The 16,912-nt window shown below is 68.0% G+C and carries 14 protein-coding genes; 8 read left to right on the top strand and 6 right to left on the bottom strand.

Going from position 1 to position 16,912, the window contains the following annotated elements; translation table 11 throughout:
* Window positions 1-314: MBL fold metallo-hydrolase (locus tag C0461_RS03745; protein ID WP_292104070.1), on the bottom strand; the 314-nt coding region annotated here is incomplete at its 3' end.
* A 46-nt stretch (window positions 315-360) separates the two neighbouring features.
* Here C0461_RS03745 and C0461_RS03740 point away from each other — a divergent pair.
* The 4 genes from C0461_RS03740 to C0461_RS03725 are packed head-to-tail and all read left to right on the top strand — an operon-like array spanning window position 361 to window position 3,019.
* Window positions 361-1,128, top strand: a complete 768-nt coding sequence (locus tag C0461_RS03740; RefSeq protein WP_292104068.1) for a methyltransferase domain-containing protein — start codon at window positions 361-363, stop codon at window positions 1,126-1,128.
* Between the two features lie 9 nt (window positions 1,129-1,137).
* The gene (locus tag C0461_RS03735) at window positions 1,138-1,653 is read left to right on the top strand and encodes a histidine phosphatase family protein (protein WP_292104066.1); all 516 of its coding nucleotides are present in this window, start codon (window positions 1,138-1,140) and stop codon (window positions 1,651-1,653) included.
* The gene (locus C0461_RS03730) at window positions 1,650-1,991 is read left to right on the top strand and encodes a DUF952 domain-containing protein (RefSeq protein ID WP_292104064.1); all 342 of its coding nucleotides are present in this window, start codon (window positions 1,650-1,652) and stop codon (window positions 1,989-1,991) included. Before C0461_RS03735 ends, C0461_RS03730 begins: the two co-directional genes overlap by 4 nt.
* The gene (locus tag C0461_RS03725; RefSeq protein WP_292104062.1) at window positions 1,988-3,019 is read left to right on the top strand and encodes a quinone-dependent dihydroorotate dehydrogenase; all 1,032 of its coding nucleotides are present in this window, start codon (window positions 1,988-1,990) and stop codon (window positions 3,017-3,019) included. The genes C0461_RS03730 and C0461_RS03725 overlap by 4 nt, the downstream gene beginning before the upstream one ends.
* Before the next feature lie 3 nt (window positions 3,020-3,022).
* Here C0461_RS03725 and C0461_RS03720 read toward each other — a convergent pair whose 3' ends face one another.
* Window positions 3,023-3,877 (bottom strand): lipid A-modifier LpxR family protein, encoded by an 855-nt coding sequence (locus C0461_RS03720; RefSeq protein ID WP_292104060.1) that lies wholly within the window; start codon window positions 3,875-3,877, stop codon window positions 3,023-3,025.
* Window positions 3,878-4,049: 172 nt separating this feature from the next.
* Window positions 4,050-5,945, bottom strand: a complete 1,896-nt coding sequence (locus tag C0461_RS03715; protein ID WP_292104058.1) for a ribonucleoside-diphosphate reductase subunit alpha — start codon at window positions 5,943-5,945, stop codon at window positions 4,050-4,052.
* A 340-nt stretch (window positions 5,946-6,285) separates the two neighbouring features.
* Between C0461_RS03715 and C0461_RS03710 the strand changes: the two genes are divergently transcribed.
* Window positions 6,286-7,053, top strand: a complete 768-nt coding sequence (locus C0461_RS03710; protein ID WP_292104056.1) for a phosphatase PAP2 family protein — start codon at window positions 6,286-6,288, stop codon at window positions 7,051-7,053.
* Between the two features lie 76 nt (window positions 7,054-7,129).
* Complete coding sequence (locus C0461_RS03705; RefSeq protein WP_292104054.1) at window positions 7,130-10,000, top strand: pitrilysin family protein; 2,871 nt, start codon at window positions 7,130-7,132, stop codon at window positions 9,998-10,000.
* A 127-nt stretch (window positions 10,001-10,127) separates the two neighbouring features.
* On the opposite strand, the gene C0461_RS03700 is transcribed toward C0461_RS03705, so the two are convergent.
* Window positions 10,128-12,683, bottom strand: coding sequence for a TonB-dependent receptor (locus tag C0461_RS03700; RefSeq protein ID WP_292104052.1), 2,556 nt, complete (start codon window positions 12,681-12,683; stop codon window positions 10,128-10,130).
* A 395-nt stretch (window positions 12,684-13,078) separates the two neighbouring features.
* On the opposite strand from C0461_RS03700, the gene C0461_RS03695 reads away from it, so the two are divergent.
* Complete coding sequence (locus tag C0461_RS03695) at window positions 13,079-14,494, top strand: protein adenylyltransferase SelO family protein (RefSeq protein ID WP_292104050.1); 1,416 nt, start codon at window positions 13,079-13,081, stop codon at window positions 14,492-14,494.
* A gap of 3 nt (window positions 14,495-14,497) precedes the next feature.
* On the opposite strand, the gene C0461_RS03690 is transcribed toward C0461_RS03695, so the two are convergent.
* Together C0461_RS03690 and C0461_RS03685 are read right to left on the bottom strand one after the other, a co-directional pair.
* Window positions 14,498-15,007, bottom strand: a complete 510-nt coding sequence (locus tag C0461_RS03690; protein ID WP_292104048.1) for an FKBP-type peptidyl-prolyl cis-trans isomerase — start codon at window positions 15,005-15,007, stop codon at window positions 14,498-14,500.
* Window positions 14,988-16,190, bottom strand: coding sequence for a threonine ammonia-lyase (locus tag C0461_RS03685; protein ID WP_292104045.1), 1,203 nt, complete (start codon window positions 16,188-16,190; stop codon window positions 14,988-14,990). The genes C0461_RS03690 and C0461_RS03685 overlap by 20 nt, the downstream gene beginning before the upstream one ends.
* Before the next feature lie 171 nt (window positions 16,191-16,361).
* On the opposite strand from C0461_RS03685, the gene C0461_RS03680 reads away from it, so the two are divergent.
* Window positions 16,362-16,886, top strand: coding sequence for a hypothetical protein (locus tag C0461_RS03680; RefSeq protein ID WP_292104043.1), 525 nt, complete (start codon window positions 16,362-16,364; stop codon window positions 16,884-16,886).
* The last annotated feature ends 26 nt before the right edge of the window (window positions 16,887-16,912 follow it).

Genomic DNA, 16,912 nt, shown 5'->3' with positions numbered 1-16,912 from the left:
ACGGTCTCGCCAAGCTCCACCTCGTCTGCGTCCGCCAGCACCCGGTCCAGGGCGATGACGCGCGTGGACTCTTCCGGCCCGACCACCTTGCACCCGGTTTGGTCCTTTACGGCTTCGACGCCCTGGGTGTGGTCGGGATGCCAGTGGGTGTTCAGGATCAGGTCCAGCCGTCGCCAGCCTGAGCCGGCCAGCTCGGCAAGGACGGCCGCGCCGTCCGGCGCGTCCACGGCGGCGACGCATCCCGTGGCGCGGTCGCGGAGCAGATAACCGTAATTGTCGGACAGGCAGGGGAACTGTCGGATTTCCAGGGGCATTGACCGACTCTAGCAGCCATCAGGCGTTGGAGCCTATAGTGCAGCCATGCGCCGCAGCGTCGATGATCTGAAAGCCTTCTATGGCGAGCCTGCGGGTGTCCTGGCCCGCCGCCTGGTGGCGCGCCGTCTTGAGGACGCCTGGGGGGAGGCTGCGAACTGCGACGTGCTGGGCATCGGCTATTGCACGCCCTGGCTGGGCGCCTTCGTGGGCGCGCGCCGGGTCGTGGCGGCCATGCCGGGCGGGCAGGGGGCCGAGCGCTGGCCTTCGGTCGGCCGCAACCGGACCCTGCTGGTGGAGGATCGGGGCCTGCCCTTCGCCGCGGGAACCTTCGACCGGGTTCTGATGATGCACGCCCTCGAAGAAGCCGATCACGCCCAGGCGCTCATGGCCGAGGCGGTGCGGGTCATGGCGCCGGCCGGACGCATCATCCTGGCCGTGGCGTCCCGGGGCGGCCTGTGGGCCCGTTCGGAATCGACGCCTTTCGGCCACGGCCGGCCTTTCAGCCGGGGACAGGTGGAGCACCTCTTGCGCGAGGTGCAGCTGGAGCCCCTGGCCTGGTCCCAGACCCTTTATGTGCCGCCCTGGAAGCTGCTGCTGGGCATGGCTGACGGATTTGAGCAGGCGGGGCGGATGCTGTTCCCGGCCGCCTGCGGCCTGATCCTGGTGGAGGCCTCCCGCCGCACCTATGCGCCCCGGAAGGTGAGCGGCGGCGCGGCCGTTCCGGTGGAGGCGGCCCTGGCGAAGGGCGTTCTGGCGTCCCGTCCGGCCGCGCGCGGCGCGCGGCGGTTGGACGGCGGCGGCGAACCCGCCTAAATCGGCCCCATGCGTCAGCTCATTCTCATGCGTCATGCCCAGGCCGTGGGCGCAGCCCCCGCCGGCGGCGACCGGGAACGCGCGCTCAGCCCCGCAGGGCGCGCCGAAGCCCTTCGTATAGGCCAGGCCTTGAAGGCGCGCGGCGTCAGGCCGGATCTGGCCATGATTTCGGCGGCCCGACGCACGCGCGAGACCTGGACCGGCGTGGCCGAAGGACTCATTCTGGACCCTGAGCCGTCCTGGCTGGAGGTCGATCCTGCGCTCTACAACGCTGACGCCCGCTTCCTGCGCGGCCAGGTCGAGAGCGCGGAGAACCGGTGCGAAACCCTGATCCTGATCGCCCACAATCCGGGCATCCATCAGCTGGCCTTCGAACTGCTCAGCGACGGCGGCGCCTCGGACCAGATCCTGGACCGGGTCCGCACCGGATTCGCGCCCGCCACCGCCGCCGTGTTCCAGGTGGATGCGGCGGGACGCTGCACCTATGACGGCATTCTGCTGCCGGATGAGGCGAAGCGGTCGTGACGCCCGCGTACAAGATCCTGACCGCCTCCGAATGGGCGCTCGCCGAGGCGGCGGGCGTGTACGCGGGGTCGGACGTGGACCGGGCCGACGGCTTCATCCACCTGTCCACCGATGCGCAGCTGCATGAGACGGCGCGCAAGTATTATGCGGGGCAGGACGGGCTGATGATCCTGACCCTGGACGCCGACCATCCGCCGCTGAAGGCCCTGATCCGCTGGGAGCCTTCACGGGGCGGGGACCTGTTTCCGCACATCTACGGCGACCTGCGCGCTGAATGGGTCATGGCCGCGCGGCCGGCGTCGGTGGACCCGGACGGCCGGTTGAGGATCGAACCATGACTCTGGTGAATGATTTCGGCGCCGCAGCGCTGCGGCAGCTGGACCCGGAGCTGGCGCACGGGATGGCGCTGTCGGCGCTGAAAGCGGGGCTGGGCGGGCGCCATGATCCCCGCGATGCGGTGCTGGCCACGCGCGTGGCCGGGCTGGATCTGCCGAACCCGGTTGGTCTGGCGGCCGGGTTCGACAAGAACGGCGAGGCGCTGCACGGCCTGGCGCGGGCGGGGTTCGGCTTTGTGGAGTGCGGCTCGGTGACGCCGCAGCCCCAGCCCGGCAATCCCAAGCCGCGCCTGTTCCGCCTGTCGCAGGACCGGGCCGTCATCAACCGCATGGGGTTCAATAATGCGGGACTGGATGCGTTCGCGCGCAATCTCTCGCGTCGACCGGCAACGGCGGTGATCGGCGCGAATCTGGGCGCCAACAAGGACACCGAGGACAAGGCGGCGGACTATGTGACCGGACTGGTCCGGCTGCGCGGGCTGGCGGACTATTTCACCGTCAATGTGTCGTCGCCCAACACGCCGGGGCTGCGCAACCTGCAGGGGCGGGCGGCGCTGGACGATCTTCTGGGGCGGCTGGCCGAGGCGCGCGGTTCCGAGCCGCTGTTTCTGAAGATCGCGCCGGACCTGACGGAGGCCGAGGTCGCCATGATCGTCGAGGCTTGCGCCGCCCATGGCCTGGACGGGCTGATCGTGTCCAACACGACTCTGGACCGGCCCGACAGCCTGCGCTCGGCGCACGCCGGGGAGAGCGGCGGGCTGTCGGGCGCGCCGCTGAAGGACAAGGCCCTGACGGCGCTGCGCTGGGCGTATGCCGCGTCGCAGGGGCGTCTGGCGCTCATCGGGGTGGGAGGCATTGCGTCGGGGGCGGACGCCTATGCGCGCATCCGGGCGGGCGCTGCGGCGGTGCAGATCTATTCCGCGCTGATTTATGAAGGGCCAGGTCTGGTCATGCGGATCCGCCGTGATCTGGCGGACCGGCTGCAGGCGGACGGGTTCCGTTCGGTGCAGGATGCGGTGGGCGCGCGCTGAAGCCTACCAGTCGGGCCGGATGGACAGCTGGAAAGCCAGAACGCCTTCACTGCGTTCGCGCTCGAAGTCCCGGCCGGCCAGTTCGCGCACCTTGTGCTTGCGATAGACGTAGCCGAATGAGGTCTGCATGTCGCCGCGCCGCCAGGCCACGCCCACCTGGGCGTCGCCGATGAAGGAGCCGGAGTCGTGGCTCATCCCGGAGCGGATGAAGTCACCTTCCCGCGTGCGGGCGAAATTGTAGCCCACCGCCCGTCGCGATCCGGCGGCGAACACATACCAGCGGCCCTGATCATCATCGAAGGCGATGTCGCCGTCAGGGACCAGCCGCTCCAGACCGGATCCGACGCGGATGGTGGCCCCCGCCTCGGCCGTGCCGCCCTCGTTGCCGACCCCGAACCCGGCGTGGGGGATCACCTCCACCTGAAGACCGGTCTCGGCGTCATAGCTGCGCGTGGGCCAGCCGCGGGTGTAGCTGAGGCGATAGGCCTCGTCCTCCAGAACGGCGCCGTCGCGCGGATTGAAGGCCAGGGCGGCGCCGTCGGCGCGCACCCAGTCGCCCGAGCGGCTGAGCCGCAAACGCTCGACGGCGCCGGCCGGCGTGTCGCGCCAGGCTTCCGTGACGACCTCGCCGCGGCCCGGCGTGAAGTTCCGGTCCGACAGACGGAAGGCGCCGCCCAGGCCGCTGTCCGAGGTTGTGAATTCGGCGGTTTCGGTGAAATCAGTCTGGAAGGAGTCAACGCTCCAGGCGTTGGGGACGCTGTGGGCCTGAACACCAGCCCATGTCTGGCAAACCGCAGGCGTAGCGGTGGTCATCACCACCGCGCCAAGTCCACAGAGAATGGCGCCTCCAGTTTTCATCAACGGCCTCCCTACCGCCAACGATAAAGGCAGACTGACGGCGATAGCCGCCCCTGTCATCCCAATTCGCCCATCACGTTCCTCACAGAGCAACGTCCTGAAAGCGCTGGCGTTCCGATCCCGGCCCTCGGGGAGGATAGGCCGGGTTCAAGACAGGGGGATTACCTCGCGCCTACTGGCAGGCCAGGCACTCGTCGTAGTCGGTGCGGGCGGCGGCGAACAGGTCGGGCTGATTGGGGTCCACCTCGACCTCGGCCTTGTCCGCGGAGCCGGCGAAGGCGGCGCGCTGAACCGACTTGGAGCGCAGGTAGTACAGGGACTTCATGCCCTGCTCCCAGGCGCGCCAGTGCAGCATGTGCAGGTCCCACTTGTCCACGTCGCCGGGGATGAACAGGTTCACCGACTGGGCCTGGCAGATCTCCGGCGTGCGGTCGGCGGCCAGTTCCACCACCCAGCGCTGGTCCAGCTCGAAGGCGGTCTTGAAGATGGCCTTCTCGTCTTCGGTCAGGCCGTCCAGGTGCTGGACCGAGCCTTCCTCTTCCAGGATCGAATTCCACACCGCGTCGGTATTCAGGCCCTTGGCCTCCAGAACCTCCTCCAGATAGGGGTTCTTGACCGCGAAGGAGCCCGACAGGGTCTTGTGGGTGTAGATGTTGGCCGGGATCGGCTCGATGCCCGCCGAGGTGCCGCCGCAGATGATCGAGATGGAGGCGGTGGGGGCGATGGCCAGCTTGTGGCTGAACCGCTCCATGACGCCGCGCTCGGCCGCGTCCTCGCAGGGCCCCTTCTCCTCGGCCAGCACGCGGCTGGCCTTGTCGGCCTCGCGGCGCAGGTGCTTGAACAGGCGCATGTTCCAGGACTTGGCCATGGCGGATTCGAACGCCACGCCCTGGGCCTGCAGGAACGAGTGGAAGCCCATCAGGCCCAGACCCACCGAACGCTCGCGTCTGGCCGAATAGACCGCCGCCTTCATTTCCGGCGGGGCGCGGCGGATGAAGTCCTCCAGCACATTGTCCAGGAACCGCATCAGGTCCTCGATGAACCGGGGCTCCTCGCGCCATTCCAGGAAGGTCTCGGCGTTGACCGAGGACAGGCAGCACACGGCGGTGCGGTCGATGCCCAGATGGTCGGCGCCGGTGTGCAGCATGATCTCGCTGCACAGGTTGGACTGCTTCACCTTCAGACCCAGCTCCTGCTGGTGGCGCGGCATGGCCTTGTTCACGGTGTCCGAGAAGATCAGGTAGGGCTCGCCGGTCTGCAGGCGGATCTCCAGGATCTTCTGCCACAGGTTACGGGCGTCCACCGTCTTGATGACTTCGCCGTTCTTGGGCGAGAGCAGGTCGAAGGTCTTGCCGTCACGCACCGCCTCCATGAAGGCGTCGGTGATGTTGATGCCGTGGTGCAGGTTCAGGGACTTGCGGTTGAAGTCGCCTGAGGGTTTGCGGATCTCGAGGAACTCCTCGATCTCCGGATGGTGCACGTCCAGATAGACCGCCGCCGAGCCGCGCCGCAGGCTGCCCTGGCTGATGGCCAGCGTCAGGGAGTCCATGACGCGGATGAAGGGGATGATGCCCGAGGTCTGGCCCTGGCCCTTGACCTTCTCGCCGATGGAGCGGACGCCGCCCCAGTAGGTGCCGATGCCGCCGCCGTTGGAGGCCAGGGCGACGTTCTCGTTCCAGACCGACTGGATGCCGTCGAGCGAGTCACCCACGGCGTTCAGGAAACAGCTGATGGGCAGGCCGCGGTCGGCGCCGCCGTTGGACAGCACCGGGGTGGCCGGCATGAACCACAGCCTGGACATGTAATCGTAGACGCGCTGGGCGTGCTCGGCGTCGTCGGCGTAGGCCGTGGCGACGCGGGCGAACATGTCCTGATAGGACTCGCCCGGCAGCAGATAGCGGTCTTCCAGCGTCTTCTTGCCGAAATCGGTCAGAAGCGCGTCGCGCGAGCGGTCCAGCTGGATGCCCTGAACCACGCTCAGCGCGGGCCGGTCAGCGCCCAGGCTGATCACCTCGGCCATCTTCACCTTGGGTTCGAAATCCGCCTTCAACGCTTCACCACCAGCCATATTCGTCTAAGCCCTGAACTAATCGGTTATTGAACCTTGCTCCGCGTCCAGACACTAAATCTGGTGTTCGAAGCACCCCGCTCGCCTAGATGTATGGGCGCACATCCCTAACGCCCCGTAAAGCACTTGACCGGGGCTTTGTCCGTCGAATCGGTGGAGCGGTTCCCGCAGCCTGTGGAAATTCCCCGGAAACGCGATGTGACAGTTCGAAAAAAGTGATCGAAGAAACACTTCACGAAACCGTGAGACGGGCGTTCAGGCCGCCAGCTCACGCGACGCGAGGGACAGCGCAATAAAAACCACGGAACAGCGTCCCGAGCTTGACCGTTCCGGGATCATCATGCGCGCCTTTCCTCCCCTCGACCGCTCCGAATTCAACCGCCTGGCCGGGCGCCTGCTGACGCTGGCGCGCAGCGAACTGGCGTTGCTGACCGCCCTGTTCGTGGGGGCGGTCGGGGTGCTGACCTTCATCGAGATCGCCGACGACATGACGGAGGCGGACGGACGCGCCTTCGACGCCATGGTGCTGCGCGCCCTGCGGCCCCACGCCGATCCGGGTCACGCCTGGGGGCCCTGGTGGCTGGAGGAGGCCATGGCCGACGTCACCTCCCTGGGCGGCATATCGGTGCTGGGGCTGTTCGCGGTTGCGGTGATCGGGTTCCTGGTGATCCAGAGAAAGCGCCTGTCGGCCCTGATGCTGGTCATCGGCCTGGCGGGCGGCGTGGCCCTCAGCGAGGGCTTCAAGGGCATATTCGAGCGCGAACGGCCGCCCGCGGAATATCAGGCGGTGGACACCCTCAACGCCAGCTTCCCGTCCGGCCACGCCCTGTTGTCGACGGTGTTCTATCTGACCGTGGGGGTGATGCTGGCCCGCGTGCTGCCTGGCAATCGCCTGAAGGTCTGGGTCATGGCCATGGCGCTGATCATCGCCATGCTGGTGGGCCTCAGCCGCGTCTATCTGGGCGCCCACTGGGCCACGGACGTCTTCGCCGGATGGAGTCTCGGCGCCGCGTGGGCCATGGCCCTGTGGCTGGCCGCCCATCTGATCGAACGCTTCCAGCGCCGCCATCACGCGCCGCTCCAGGACGAGCCGGCGCCGGTGGGATGATTACAGGTCGGTAAGGTGCGGTCGCTGCGGTGCGCGCCTAAGGTGAGATCCTTCGAAGGGGCTGAAGGAAATCCGCATGTTCAAACGCCGTCTGATCGTCACCGCCGCCGCCACGGCGCTTCTGATGGGGGCGGCGCTGCCCGCTGTCGCATTCGACACGGTCCCCGCGTCCGCCCGGGCCGTGTCCGCCCAGGCGCCGGCCGGCGTCGAGGTGCCGCCGCTGGGCTTCCAGCGCCGGGTGCTGGAGAACGGCATGGAAGTCTACACGGCCCAGGACCGCAACACGTCGAATGTGGCGGTCCAGGTCTGGTACCGGGTCGGCTCAAAGGACGACCCGCAGGGACGCTCGGGCTTCGCGCACCTGTTCGAACACCTGCTGTTCAAGGCCACCCGGAACATGCCGGAGGAGACGCTCGACCGGCTGACGGAGGACGTGGGCGGCTACAACAACGCCTTCACCGCCGACGACGTGACGGCCTACCACGAGGTGGTGCCCGCCAATCATCTGGAGCGCATCCTGTTCGCCGAGGCCGAGCGCCTTGGGTCGCTGGTGGTGGACGAGGACACGTTTATCTCAGAGCGGGACGTGGTCAAGAACGAGTATCGCCAGCGCATCCTGGCCTCGCCCTACGGCCGGCTGTTTGGCCTGTTCATGCCCCAGATGATCTATCAGGAGCATCCGTATCGCCGCCCCGGCATCGGCTCCATCGAGGATCTGGACGCCGCGACCCTGGACGACGTGCTGCGCTTCCATGAAACCTATTATCGGCCGGACAACGCCATCCTGATCGTGGCCGGCAATTTCGATCAGGCTCAGCTGGACGGCTGGATCGACCAGTATTTCGCCCCGCTTGAGCGTCCGGACCGGCCCATGCCCGCCAACGAGGTGGCCGAGCCGGACATCACCGGTCCGCGCGAGGCGACTTTCTACGCCCCCAACGTGCCGCTGCCGGCGGTGGTGCTGTCGTGGCCAACGGTCGCCTACGGTCATCCGGACCGGGCGGCCCTGACCGTGCTGGACGGCGTCCTGTCCACCGGCGAGTCCTCGCGCATGTACCGCTCGTTGGTTTATGAGCAGCAGATCGCCGCCCAGGCCTCCTCCATGCCCGACTTCGCCCAACAGGCTGGCTATCTGGCCGCCTATTCGCTGATGGCCGGGGACGCGACGCCGGATCAGGGCATCGCGGCCATCCAGGCCGAGATCGCGCGGTTTCGTGACGAGCCCATCACCGACGCCGAGCTGACCGAGGCCAAGAATGAACTGGTGGCCGGCGCGCTGCGCGAGCGGGAAACCACGGACCAGCGCGCCTCGGCCCTGGGCTGGTCCCTGATCATGACCGGCGATCCGGCCACGGCCGACAACGAGATCGCTGCAATCCAGGCCGTCACCGCAGCAGACATCCAGCGCGTGGCCCGCCGCTATCTGACGCCCGAGCGCACCATCACCGTACGCTATCTGAACGCCGATGACGTCAATCCGCCCAGCGAACAGGTGCTGAACGTGACGGCCCCGGTGACCCTGGATGATCTGGCGCCGGCGGGCGAGCGGGTCACCCTGGCCCCCGAGGCCGAACGCGTGCCCATCCCCGAGCCGGGCGCGCCGCTTGAGCCCGTCACCCCGCAGATCAGCGAGCGCACCCTCGCCAACGGCGTGCGCGTGCTGGTGGCGCCCACCACCGGTCTGCCCCTGATTTCCGCCCGTCTCAGCTTCGACGCGGGGACCGCCGATGATCCGCACGGCCGCGCCGGCGTGGCGGCCCTGACCGCCTCCATGATCAACCAGGGCACGTCGCGTCTGTCGGCGCCGGAAATCGCGACCCAGATTGAACAACTGGGCGCCTCCATCGGCGCGGGCGCGGGCGTGGACTTCACCAATGTCTACGCCAACGCCCCGGCCGACGTGTTCGGCCAGACCCTGGCTCTGATGGCCGAGCTGGTGCGGGATCCGGCCTTCGCCGCCGAGGAGCTGGAGCGCCAGCAGAGTCAGGCCATGGACGGACTGCGCGTGGCGCTGAGCCAGCCGGGCTCCATCGCCTCCCAAGCGACGGGCCGGGTGATCTACGGCGATGCGCCCTATGGGGCGCCGGGATCGGGCACCCTGACCACCGTGCCCGCCATCACGCGCGACGATCTGGCTGCCTTCCACGCGGCCAACTGGCGCCCCTCCACCGCGACCCTGGTCTTCTCAGGCGACATTACGCCCATGGCCGCCTGGGCCCTGGCCGAGCAGGCCTTCGGCGGCTGGACCGAGCCGTCGGCGCCGGCGTCGACGGTCGATGACGCCGCAGGCGCCACGCTCGCGCCCCGGGTCGTGGTGATCGATCAGCCCGGCGCCGGACAGGCGGCGGTGGTCGCCGCCCGCCGCAGCGTGGCGCGGGACGACGCCGACTATTACCCGCTGCTGGTGGGCGCGAACCTGCTGGGTGGGGGCTACTCCTCACGCCTCAATCAGGAGATCCGGATCAAGCGCGGCCTGTCCTACGGCGCAGGCGCCTCCCTGGGCGCGCGGGCGGATCAGGGCGTGTTCACCGCCTCGACCCAGACGCCCAACGAGAACGCCGTCGAGGTCGTCGGTCTGATCCTGGCCGAACTGACCCGTCTGTCGGCCGAACCGGCGTCGGAAGCCGAGCTCGGTCCCCGTCAGGCCACCCTGGTGGGCGGTTTCGGCCGCTCGCTCGAGACTGTCGACGGGCTGGGCAGCTGGGTCGCCAACCTGGCGCTCTATGACTTGCCCATGAGCGATCTGGCGGATTACGCGGGCCGGGTGAACGCGGTCACGCCGGAAGACGTCCAGGCGGCCGCCGGCCGGGCTCTGGCGGTGGACGGGATCAGCCTGGTCATCGTCGGCGACGCCTCGCTGTTCATCGACGACCTGCGCGCCGCCTATCCGGACGTGGAGGTCATTCCGCTGGACCAACTGAGCCTGGACAGCGCCGCGCTGCGCTGATCCGGCCAGGGGTTCTGGAAGGTCGAAGGGGACGGCGTCAGCCGTCCCCTTTGCTTTGAGCGCCAAAAGAAAACCGGCCGGGAGATCGCTCTCCCGGCCGGCCTGGACCCGTTAGACGGGGGTGGGATCAGTAGCGCACCCGGAGCGTCACGCCCCACGTCCTGGGCGCGCCCAGGAAGGCGTTGTAGGTCTGGGTGTCGGTGGCCGCATTGTAGGGGATGCTGGCGAAGGCCGTCCCCTGCAGCGGCGCGTTGAACACCACCTGATAGTACTCCTCGTCGGTCAGGTTCTGACCCCAGACTTCCAGCATCCAGCTGCGGTCCTCGGCGCCGAAGCCGATGCGGCCGTTCACCAGGGTGAAGGCGTCCTGCATCTTGGCCGGCAGAAGGTCCGAACCGGTATTGTATTCCGAGCTGTACTTGGCCGACAGATTGAAGCGGCCCATCAGGCCGTTGCCCAGCGAGCGTTCGTAGCTCATGCCGCCGGTCACGGACCATTCCGGGGCGAACGACATCTGGGCGCCCGGCAGCAGGCTGAGCGGCCCGAAGCGCGAGGGGTTGATGAGGTCCGCAGCCGTGAAGTTGCCGTAGGTGGTGTCGGTATAGGTCAGGCCGCCATTCAGGGTCAGGCCTTCCACCGGGGTGAACCACAGCATGTCCATGTCGACGCCGGTCGAGTTCAGCTCGGGAATGGACTCCACCACGAAGGCGGTGCCCAGGAAGGTGTTGAGCTGGAAGTCCTCGAAGGTCTGGTCGAACAGGGTGGCGTTGAACAGCAGCGAGCGGTTGAACAGGGTCGACTTGAAGCCCAGCTCCCAGCTGTCCACGGTTTCGGCCGGGAAGTAGAGCGAGGCGTCCGGGATGACGCCGGTCTGGACGCGATCCAGGTTGTAGCCCGCGCCCTTGTAGCCGCGCGCATACGATCCGTAGATCATGAGGCTGTCGTTCAGGCGGTAGGCGGCCTTGAACGTGCCGCTGAAGGCGTCCTCGGTGAAGTTCTCGGTGACCGCGCGGTTGTCGTAGAACGGGTTGGACCAGGGCAGGCAGAGCGCGCCGAGCGCCGACGTCGGGGTCGGCGAGGCGGAACCCTGGTTGGCCAGGGCGCCCAGGCAGGCCGCGCCGTTGCCGTTGATGTTGTCCTGCTGGACTTGCAGGTCCTTCTCGTCCTGGGTCCAGCGCAGGCCCAGGGTCAGTTCGAAAGCGTCCGTCACCCGCCAGGTGTTGTTGGTGAAGATGGCGAAGGTTTCGGACGTCTGCGAGTAGTGGTCGTCCACGCCCTGGCCGACGATCTGGGTCGGCGCCAGCGGGTTCGGCGGGGCAAGACCGGCGGCGCACAGCGGGTTGAAGCCGGTGGGATCGGTGAAGCACTGGATACGGCCCGGGTTGGGGCCGCCCAGGGCGGCCGGCACCGTGGCCGTGAACAGGAACGACAGGTACGGATTGTAGTCCGCGCCCAGGAAATAGCTGTCATCGCGCGACAGGTTTTCACGGGCGTAGAAGCCGCCGATCAACCAGTCGAAATTGGCGGTCGATCCGGCCAGGCGCAGTTCCTGGCTGAGGGTGTCGATGCCGAAGCCGAAATTGCCGTCCTGGTTGCGGTAGATCAGGTCCGCGCCGGTGAAATCGACATCCATGCCATTGACCGATTCCCACGACCGCCACGCGGTCACGGAGGTCACTGTGGCGTTCCAGGATTCGATGTCGGCGTTGACCTCGGCCGAGAAGCCGTAGTCCTCGATTTCCTGACCGGTGTCGCGGTTGGAATAGGCCGTCCGCGAATAGGGCACGAAGTCATAGCCCGGCGCCGGCCCGAAGCTGCCGCCCGTCACCGGAGCGGCCTGACCCTGGCCGTTGGACAGGGCGTTGATGAAGCCGAAGGTCGGCCCGACGCGGATCTGCGAGGCGACGCAGCAGAACTCTTCGCGTTTCGAATAGTCCGCGATGAGGCGGATCGAGGCCAGGTCGCTGGGCAGGATCAGCAGTTGACCGCGCGCGGTCCAGAAGTCCTGCGTCTGGTCTTCGGTCATGGTGCGCGGGCCGTCGCCGGTGTCCACGTCATAGAAACCGTCGCGCTGGCGCGCGGCCACGTACAGGCGTCCGGCGATGTTTTCGCTCAGCGGCCCGGTGGCGGAGGCGGAAACGCCCCAGGCTCCGAAATTGCCGCCTGTGACTTCGCCTTCGAAGCCCGGCTGGAACGACGGCGCCTCGGTGATGATGTTGATGACGCCGGCGGAGGTGTTCTTGCCGAACAGGGTGCCCTGCGGGCCCTTCAGCACCTCGATGCGGGACATTTCGCCCAGATCGCCGAAGCCGACGCCGTTGCGGGGGCGGTAGACGCCGTCGATGACCACGCCGACCGAGCTTTCCAGCCCGGGGTTGTCACCCACGGTGCCGACGCCGCGGATGCGGGCGGTGGTGATGGTCTCGGAGGTGGTCGAGGTGACGGTCAGGCCCGGCGTCAGGATCTGCATGTCCTTGATGTCACGAACGCCAGCGTCCTCAAGCACCTGCTGCGACAGGGACGTGACCACGATCGGCACGTCCTGCAGGCTCTGCTCCCGCTTCTGGGCGGTGACGATGATCTCGTCGACGGAGGTCACCTCCTGGGCGGCGGCGCCGGTGGCGGCGACGGCCGTCAGGACGATGGCTGAAGCGGACGTAGTGAGAAGTTTATTGAAGCGCATGGAGCAACCCCCGGCTCTTGAGGCCCGGCATCCGGTGTGGACGCCGCGGCGTTTCCTGTGTCCCTGCGACCCCGCTTCTTCGTGGAAAACGGGGTTCGTCAGTCAACGACTAGTCCAAGGTCTGAATCGCGACAATAACCTGCGCCCCATTTCCGCCCTGAAACCTGCCGGTGTGACGCGAAAGTGACAGAAAATCGTTACGCAACGTCAATATTGGCAAGGGTTTCCGGACTTTCCCCTGCTGCCGCCCGCGCCCGGTGCTCCTCTTCACGCCCCGCCGCCAGTCTGCACATCGCCCCGGAATGGCCGCTCCGGGGGGCTTGACCTCCGCCTGGACAGGCCGATCCTCATGACGGAGCCTTGCGCCGCACCCCCTGTGCGCGCACCTAGCCTCCATGCCCGTTCTGGACGACTACCGCCCCCGGCCCGCGTTCTTTCAACTGGGAGACGAGTTCGGCGACGCCGTTGAACCGGCCGACTTCCCCCGGCACATAACGCGTTTCCGCAACAATCGTGCGGCCATGACAGTGGGGCTGGACGGCCTGACGGAGGCGGAATGGAGCGACGCGTTCGCCCGTTTCCAGCCTCTTCCCGCCCAGCCCGGTCCGGTGGCCATGCGCTATCACGGCCATCAATTCCGCACCTACAATCCTGATCTTGGCGACGGACGGGGCTTTCTGGCGGCCCAGATGCTGGAGGCCGGGACCGAGCGCCTGCTGGATCTGGGCACCAAGGGGTCGGGCCAGACGCCATGGTCCCGCGGGGCGGACGGACGGCTGACCCTCAAGGGCGGGGTGCGCGAGGTGCTGGCGCCGCTGATGCTGGAGGCGCTGGGCGTGCCCACAAGCCGCCCGTTCAGCTTGATCGAGACCGGCGAGGCGCTGACCCGCCACGACGAACCGTCGCCCACCCGCTCGGCGGTGCTGGTGCGGCTGGGCCACAGCCATGTGCGCTTCGGCGCGTTTCAGCGGGCGGCGTATCTGGAGCGGCGCGACCAGATCGAGATTTTGATCGAGCACGTGCGGACCCACTATCACCCGCACGCAGCCGAGGGCGACGCGGCGGGCCTCCTGGCCGCCGTGGTGGAGGCGTCGGCGAAGCTGACCGCCCGCTGGATCGCCGCGGGCTTCGTGCACGGGGTGCTGAACACCGACAATCTGAACGTGACGGGCGAGAGCTTCGACTATGGCCCGTGGCGGTTCCTGCCCCATTACGAGCCCGGCTTCACCGCCGCCTATTTCGACCAGACAGGCCTGTACGCCTTCGCGCGCCAGCCCGAGGCGGTGTTCTGGAACCTGACCCAGCTGGGCGGGGCCTTGCGGCTTGTGGCGGACGCGGAGCCCCTGACCGACGCCCTCAACGGTTTCGGCCCGGCCTACATCCGGCACCTGCGCGCGGCCTTCCTGATGCGGCTGGGCGTGAAGAGCCTGGGCGAGGCGGCGGACCAGCGGCTGGTGGATGCGACTCTGGCCCTGCTGCGCGAGGGCGGCGAGGCCATGCGGTGGGAGCCGCTGTTCTTCGACTGGTTCGCCGGCTTTGCGTCGTCCGAGCGTGCTCTGCGCGGCCCGCGCACCAAGCTGTATCAGGGCGAGGCCTTCGACGCCTTCCGCTTCGCCTTGTTCGAACACGAGCCCGACCGGCCCGAGCGGCTTGAGCATCCGGTCTTCCGAGCCGAGGAGCCGGAGGAGATGCTGATCGACGAGGTGGAGGCCCTCTGGGCCGCCATCGCTGATCGCGACGACTGGGCGCCGTTCAACAACAAGCTGGCGCGCATTGAAGCGTGGCGCAGGGCCCTTGGATTTTCAGCCTAGCCGTCAGCCTCGACCGGATCCGCCGCCGCCCGGCGCCGCCGCCATGTCCAGCAGCTGGAGCCGGAACACCAGCACCGAATGGGGCGGTATCTGGCCGGCCCGCCGCGCGCCGTATCCCAGTTCGGGCGGCACATAGAGCAGCCATTCGTCGCCGACCCTCATGCGCTGCAGGGCCTCGGTCCAGCCGGGCACCACCTGCTCGGGTGTGGTGACATAGGGGCTGCCGCGCTCGAACGAGCTGTCGAACACCGTGCCGTCGATCAGGGAGCCCTCGTAGTGCACCCGCACCAGATCGTTGCCGTCCGGGCCGGGCGCGCCGTCCGGCGCGGCGGTCAGCACCTTGTACTGAAGGCCGGACTCCAGGGTGATCACACCATCGGCGTCGGCGTTCCGGGCCATGAAGGCGGCGGCCTCGGCCACGCGGGCGTCGTCGTCGCCCGAGGCGCTGTCGCTCCTGCCGCACGCCGCCAGAAGAACGGCGGCCGCGACCGCGCTAACCCATCCGAAGCGCATAGCCGGCATCCTCAAGTCCCTTCCTGATCACATCCGCATGGTGGGCGTCGCGCGTCTCCACCATGATGTCGAACTCCGCACCCTTGGCCGGCACGTCCAGCGCCAGCCGGTTGTGCACCACATCGATGATGTTGCCGCCGGCCCCGCCGATCACGGCGCTCATCTTGGACAGCATGCCCGGCCGGTCGTCGCCGAGGATGCGGTACACCACCAGACGCTTCTCGCGCACCATTTCCCGGTTCAGCACCACCGCCAGCATGCGGGCGTCGATGTTGCCGCCGCACAGGACCAGCCCGACCTTCTTTCCCTTGAAGCGCTCCGGGTAGCGCAGCATGGCCGCCAGACCGCCGGCGCCCGCGCCCTCGGCCACGGTCTTTTCGAGGGTGACGTAGAAGGCCACGGCCTTCTCGAAATCTTCCTCGTCCACCACCAGCACATCGTCCACCAGCGGGTCGGCCAGGGCGAAGGTGATGTCGCCCACCGCCTTGATGGCGATGCCCTCGGCGATGGTCTGGCCGCCGCATTTGGCGGTCTCGCCCTTACGGCGGGCTGAGAAGGACGGATACATGGCCGCCTCGACCCCGATGATCTCGATGTCCGGTTTGACGGCCTTGGCGGCGATGGCGCATCCGGCGATCAGACCGCCCCCGCCGATGGGAATGACGATGGCGTCCAGGTCCGGTGCGTCCTCGAGAAACTCCAGGGCGCAGACCCCCTGTCCGGCGACGATTCCCTCGTCATCGAAGGCCGAGATGAAGACATAGCCCTCGTCCTCCACCAGTTGTCTGGCGTGGAGTGTGGAGCCAGAGAAGTCGTCGCCCTCGATCACCACGGTGGCCCCGTGGGCGCGCGTGCCGTCCGCCTTCACGAACGGGGTCCCGTGGGGCATGACGATCGTCACCGGCACGCCGAGACGACCGCCGTGATAGGCCAGGGCCTGGGCGTGATTGCCCGCGGAGGCGGCGACGACGCCGCGCTTGCGCTCGTCCGCGGTCAGCTGCAGCAGCCGGTTCAGGGCGCCGCGCTCCTTGAACGAGCCGGTGAAGTGCAGATTGTCGTATTTCACCCAGACCTCAGCGCCCGTCAGTTGCGACAGACGGCGCGAATGGCGGACGGGGGTGCGGTCCACCTGACCGGCGATGCGCTGCTGCGCGGCCCGGATGTCGTCGATGGTGACGGCCATTGGCATTCCTGAGTTTTCTCGTTGGCGGCGACCTGCCGCGAGGCGAGGCTTATCGGTTTCGGAGCGCGGCGAAAAGCATTGTCGCGGCCTTCTTCGACAAGGCTCCGCAACCTTGACCGTGATGTATGTGTTAAGCCATCTGAGAGTCGCGCGTCACGAGAGGATTACCCCATGCAAGCCGCCAGTTTCGTCAGGATCGCCGCCGTTTCGGCTCTGGGCGCCGCCGCCCTGGCCGCCTGCGCGCCGATGCCAGCGCCTGGCCCGGTCGCCGCAAACGGCGGCCTGTCGACAAGCTTCAGCGCGGCGGATTTCGCCTGGTCCTCACAAGCCGGAAATGCGGTCATCGAAGGCCGTACGGCCTATGGACCTGGATACGCCTGCGCCGGATCGGTGGGCCTGACGCCCGAGACGCCCTACACCCGCCACCGCTTCCTGAATCTCTATGGATCGCTCGACCGCGCCGCCTTGCCCGCCTCGGAAGTCCGCGCTCGCAGCGTGGGGGAGGCGAGCGCCGACTATCGCGGCTATGTGCGCGACACGACCTGTGACGCCCAGGGGCGCTTCCGTTTCGACGACCTGCCGCAGGGCGGCTGGTTCATCATCGCCCCGGTGCGCCAGGGCTCAGGCGAGCCCGTGGTGTTGATGCGGCGGGTTGAGACCGGCTCGCGCGGCGCCGTCAGCGTCACTCTGGACTAAGGCAACAAGCGCCGCGATGGCGGTGA

The organism is Brevundimonas sp. (genome assembly GCF_013823285.1).
In the GTDB taxonomy this organism is placed as follows: Bacteria; Pseudomonadota; Alphaproteobacteria; order Caulobacterales; family Caulobacteraceae; genus Brevundimonas.
This window is presented reverse-complemented; position numbering and strand designations above follow the sequence as displayed.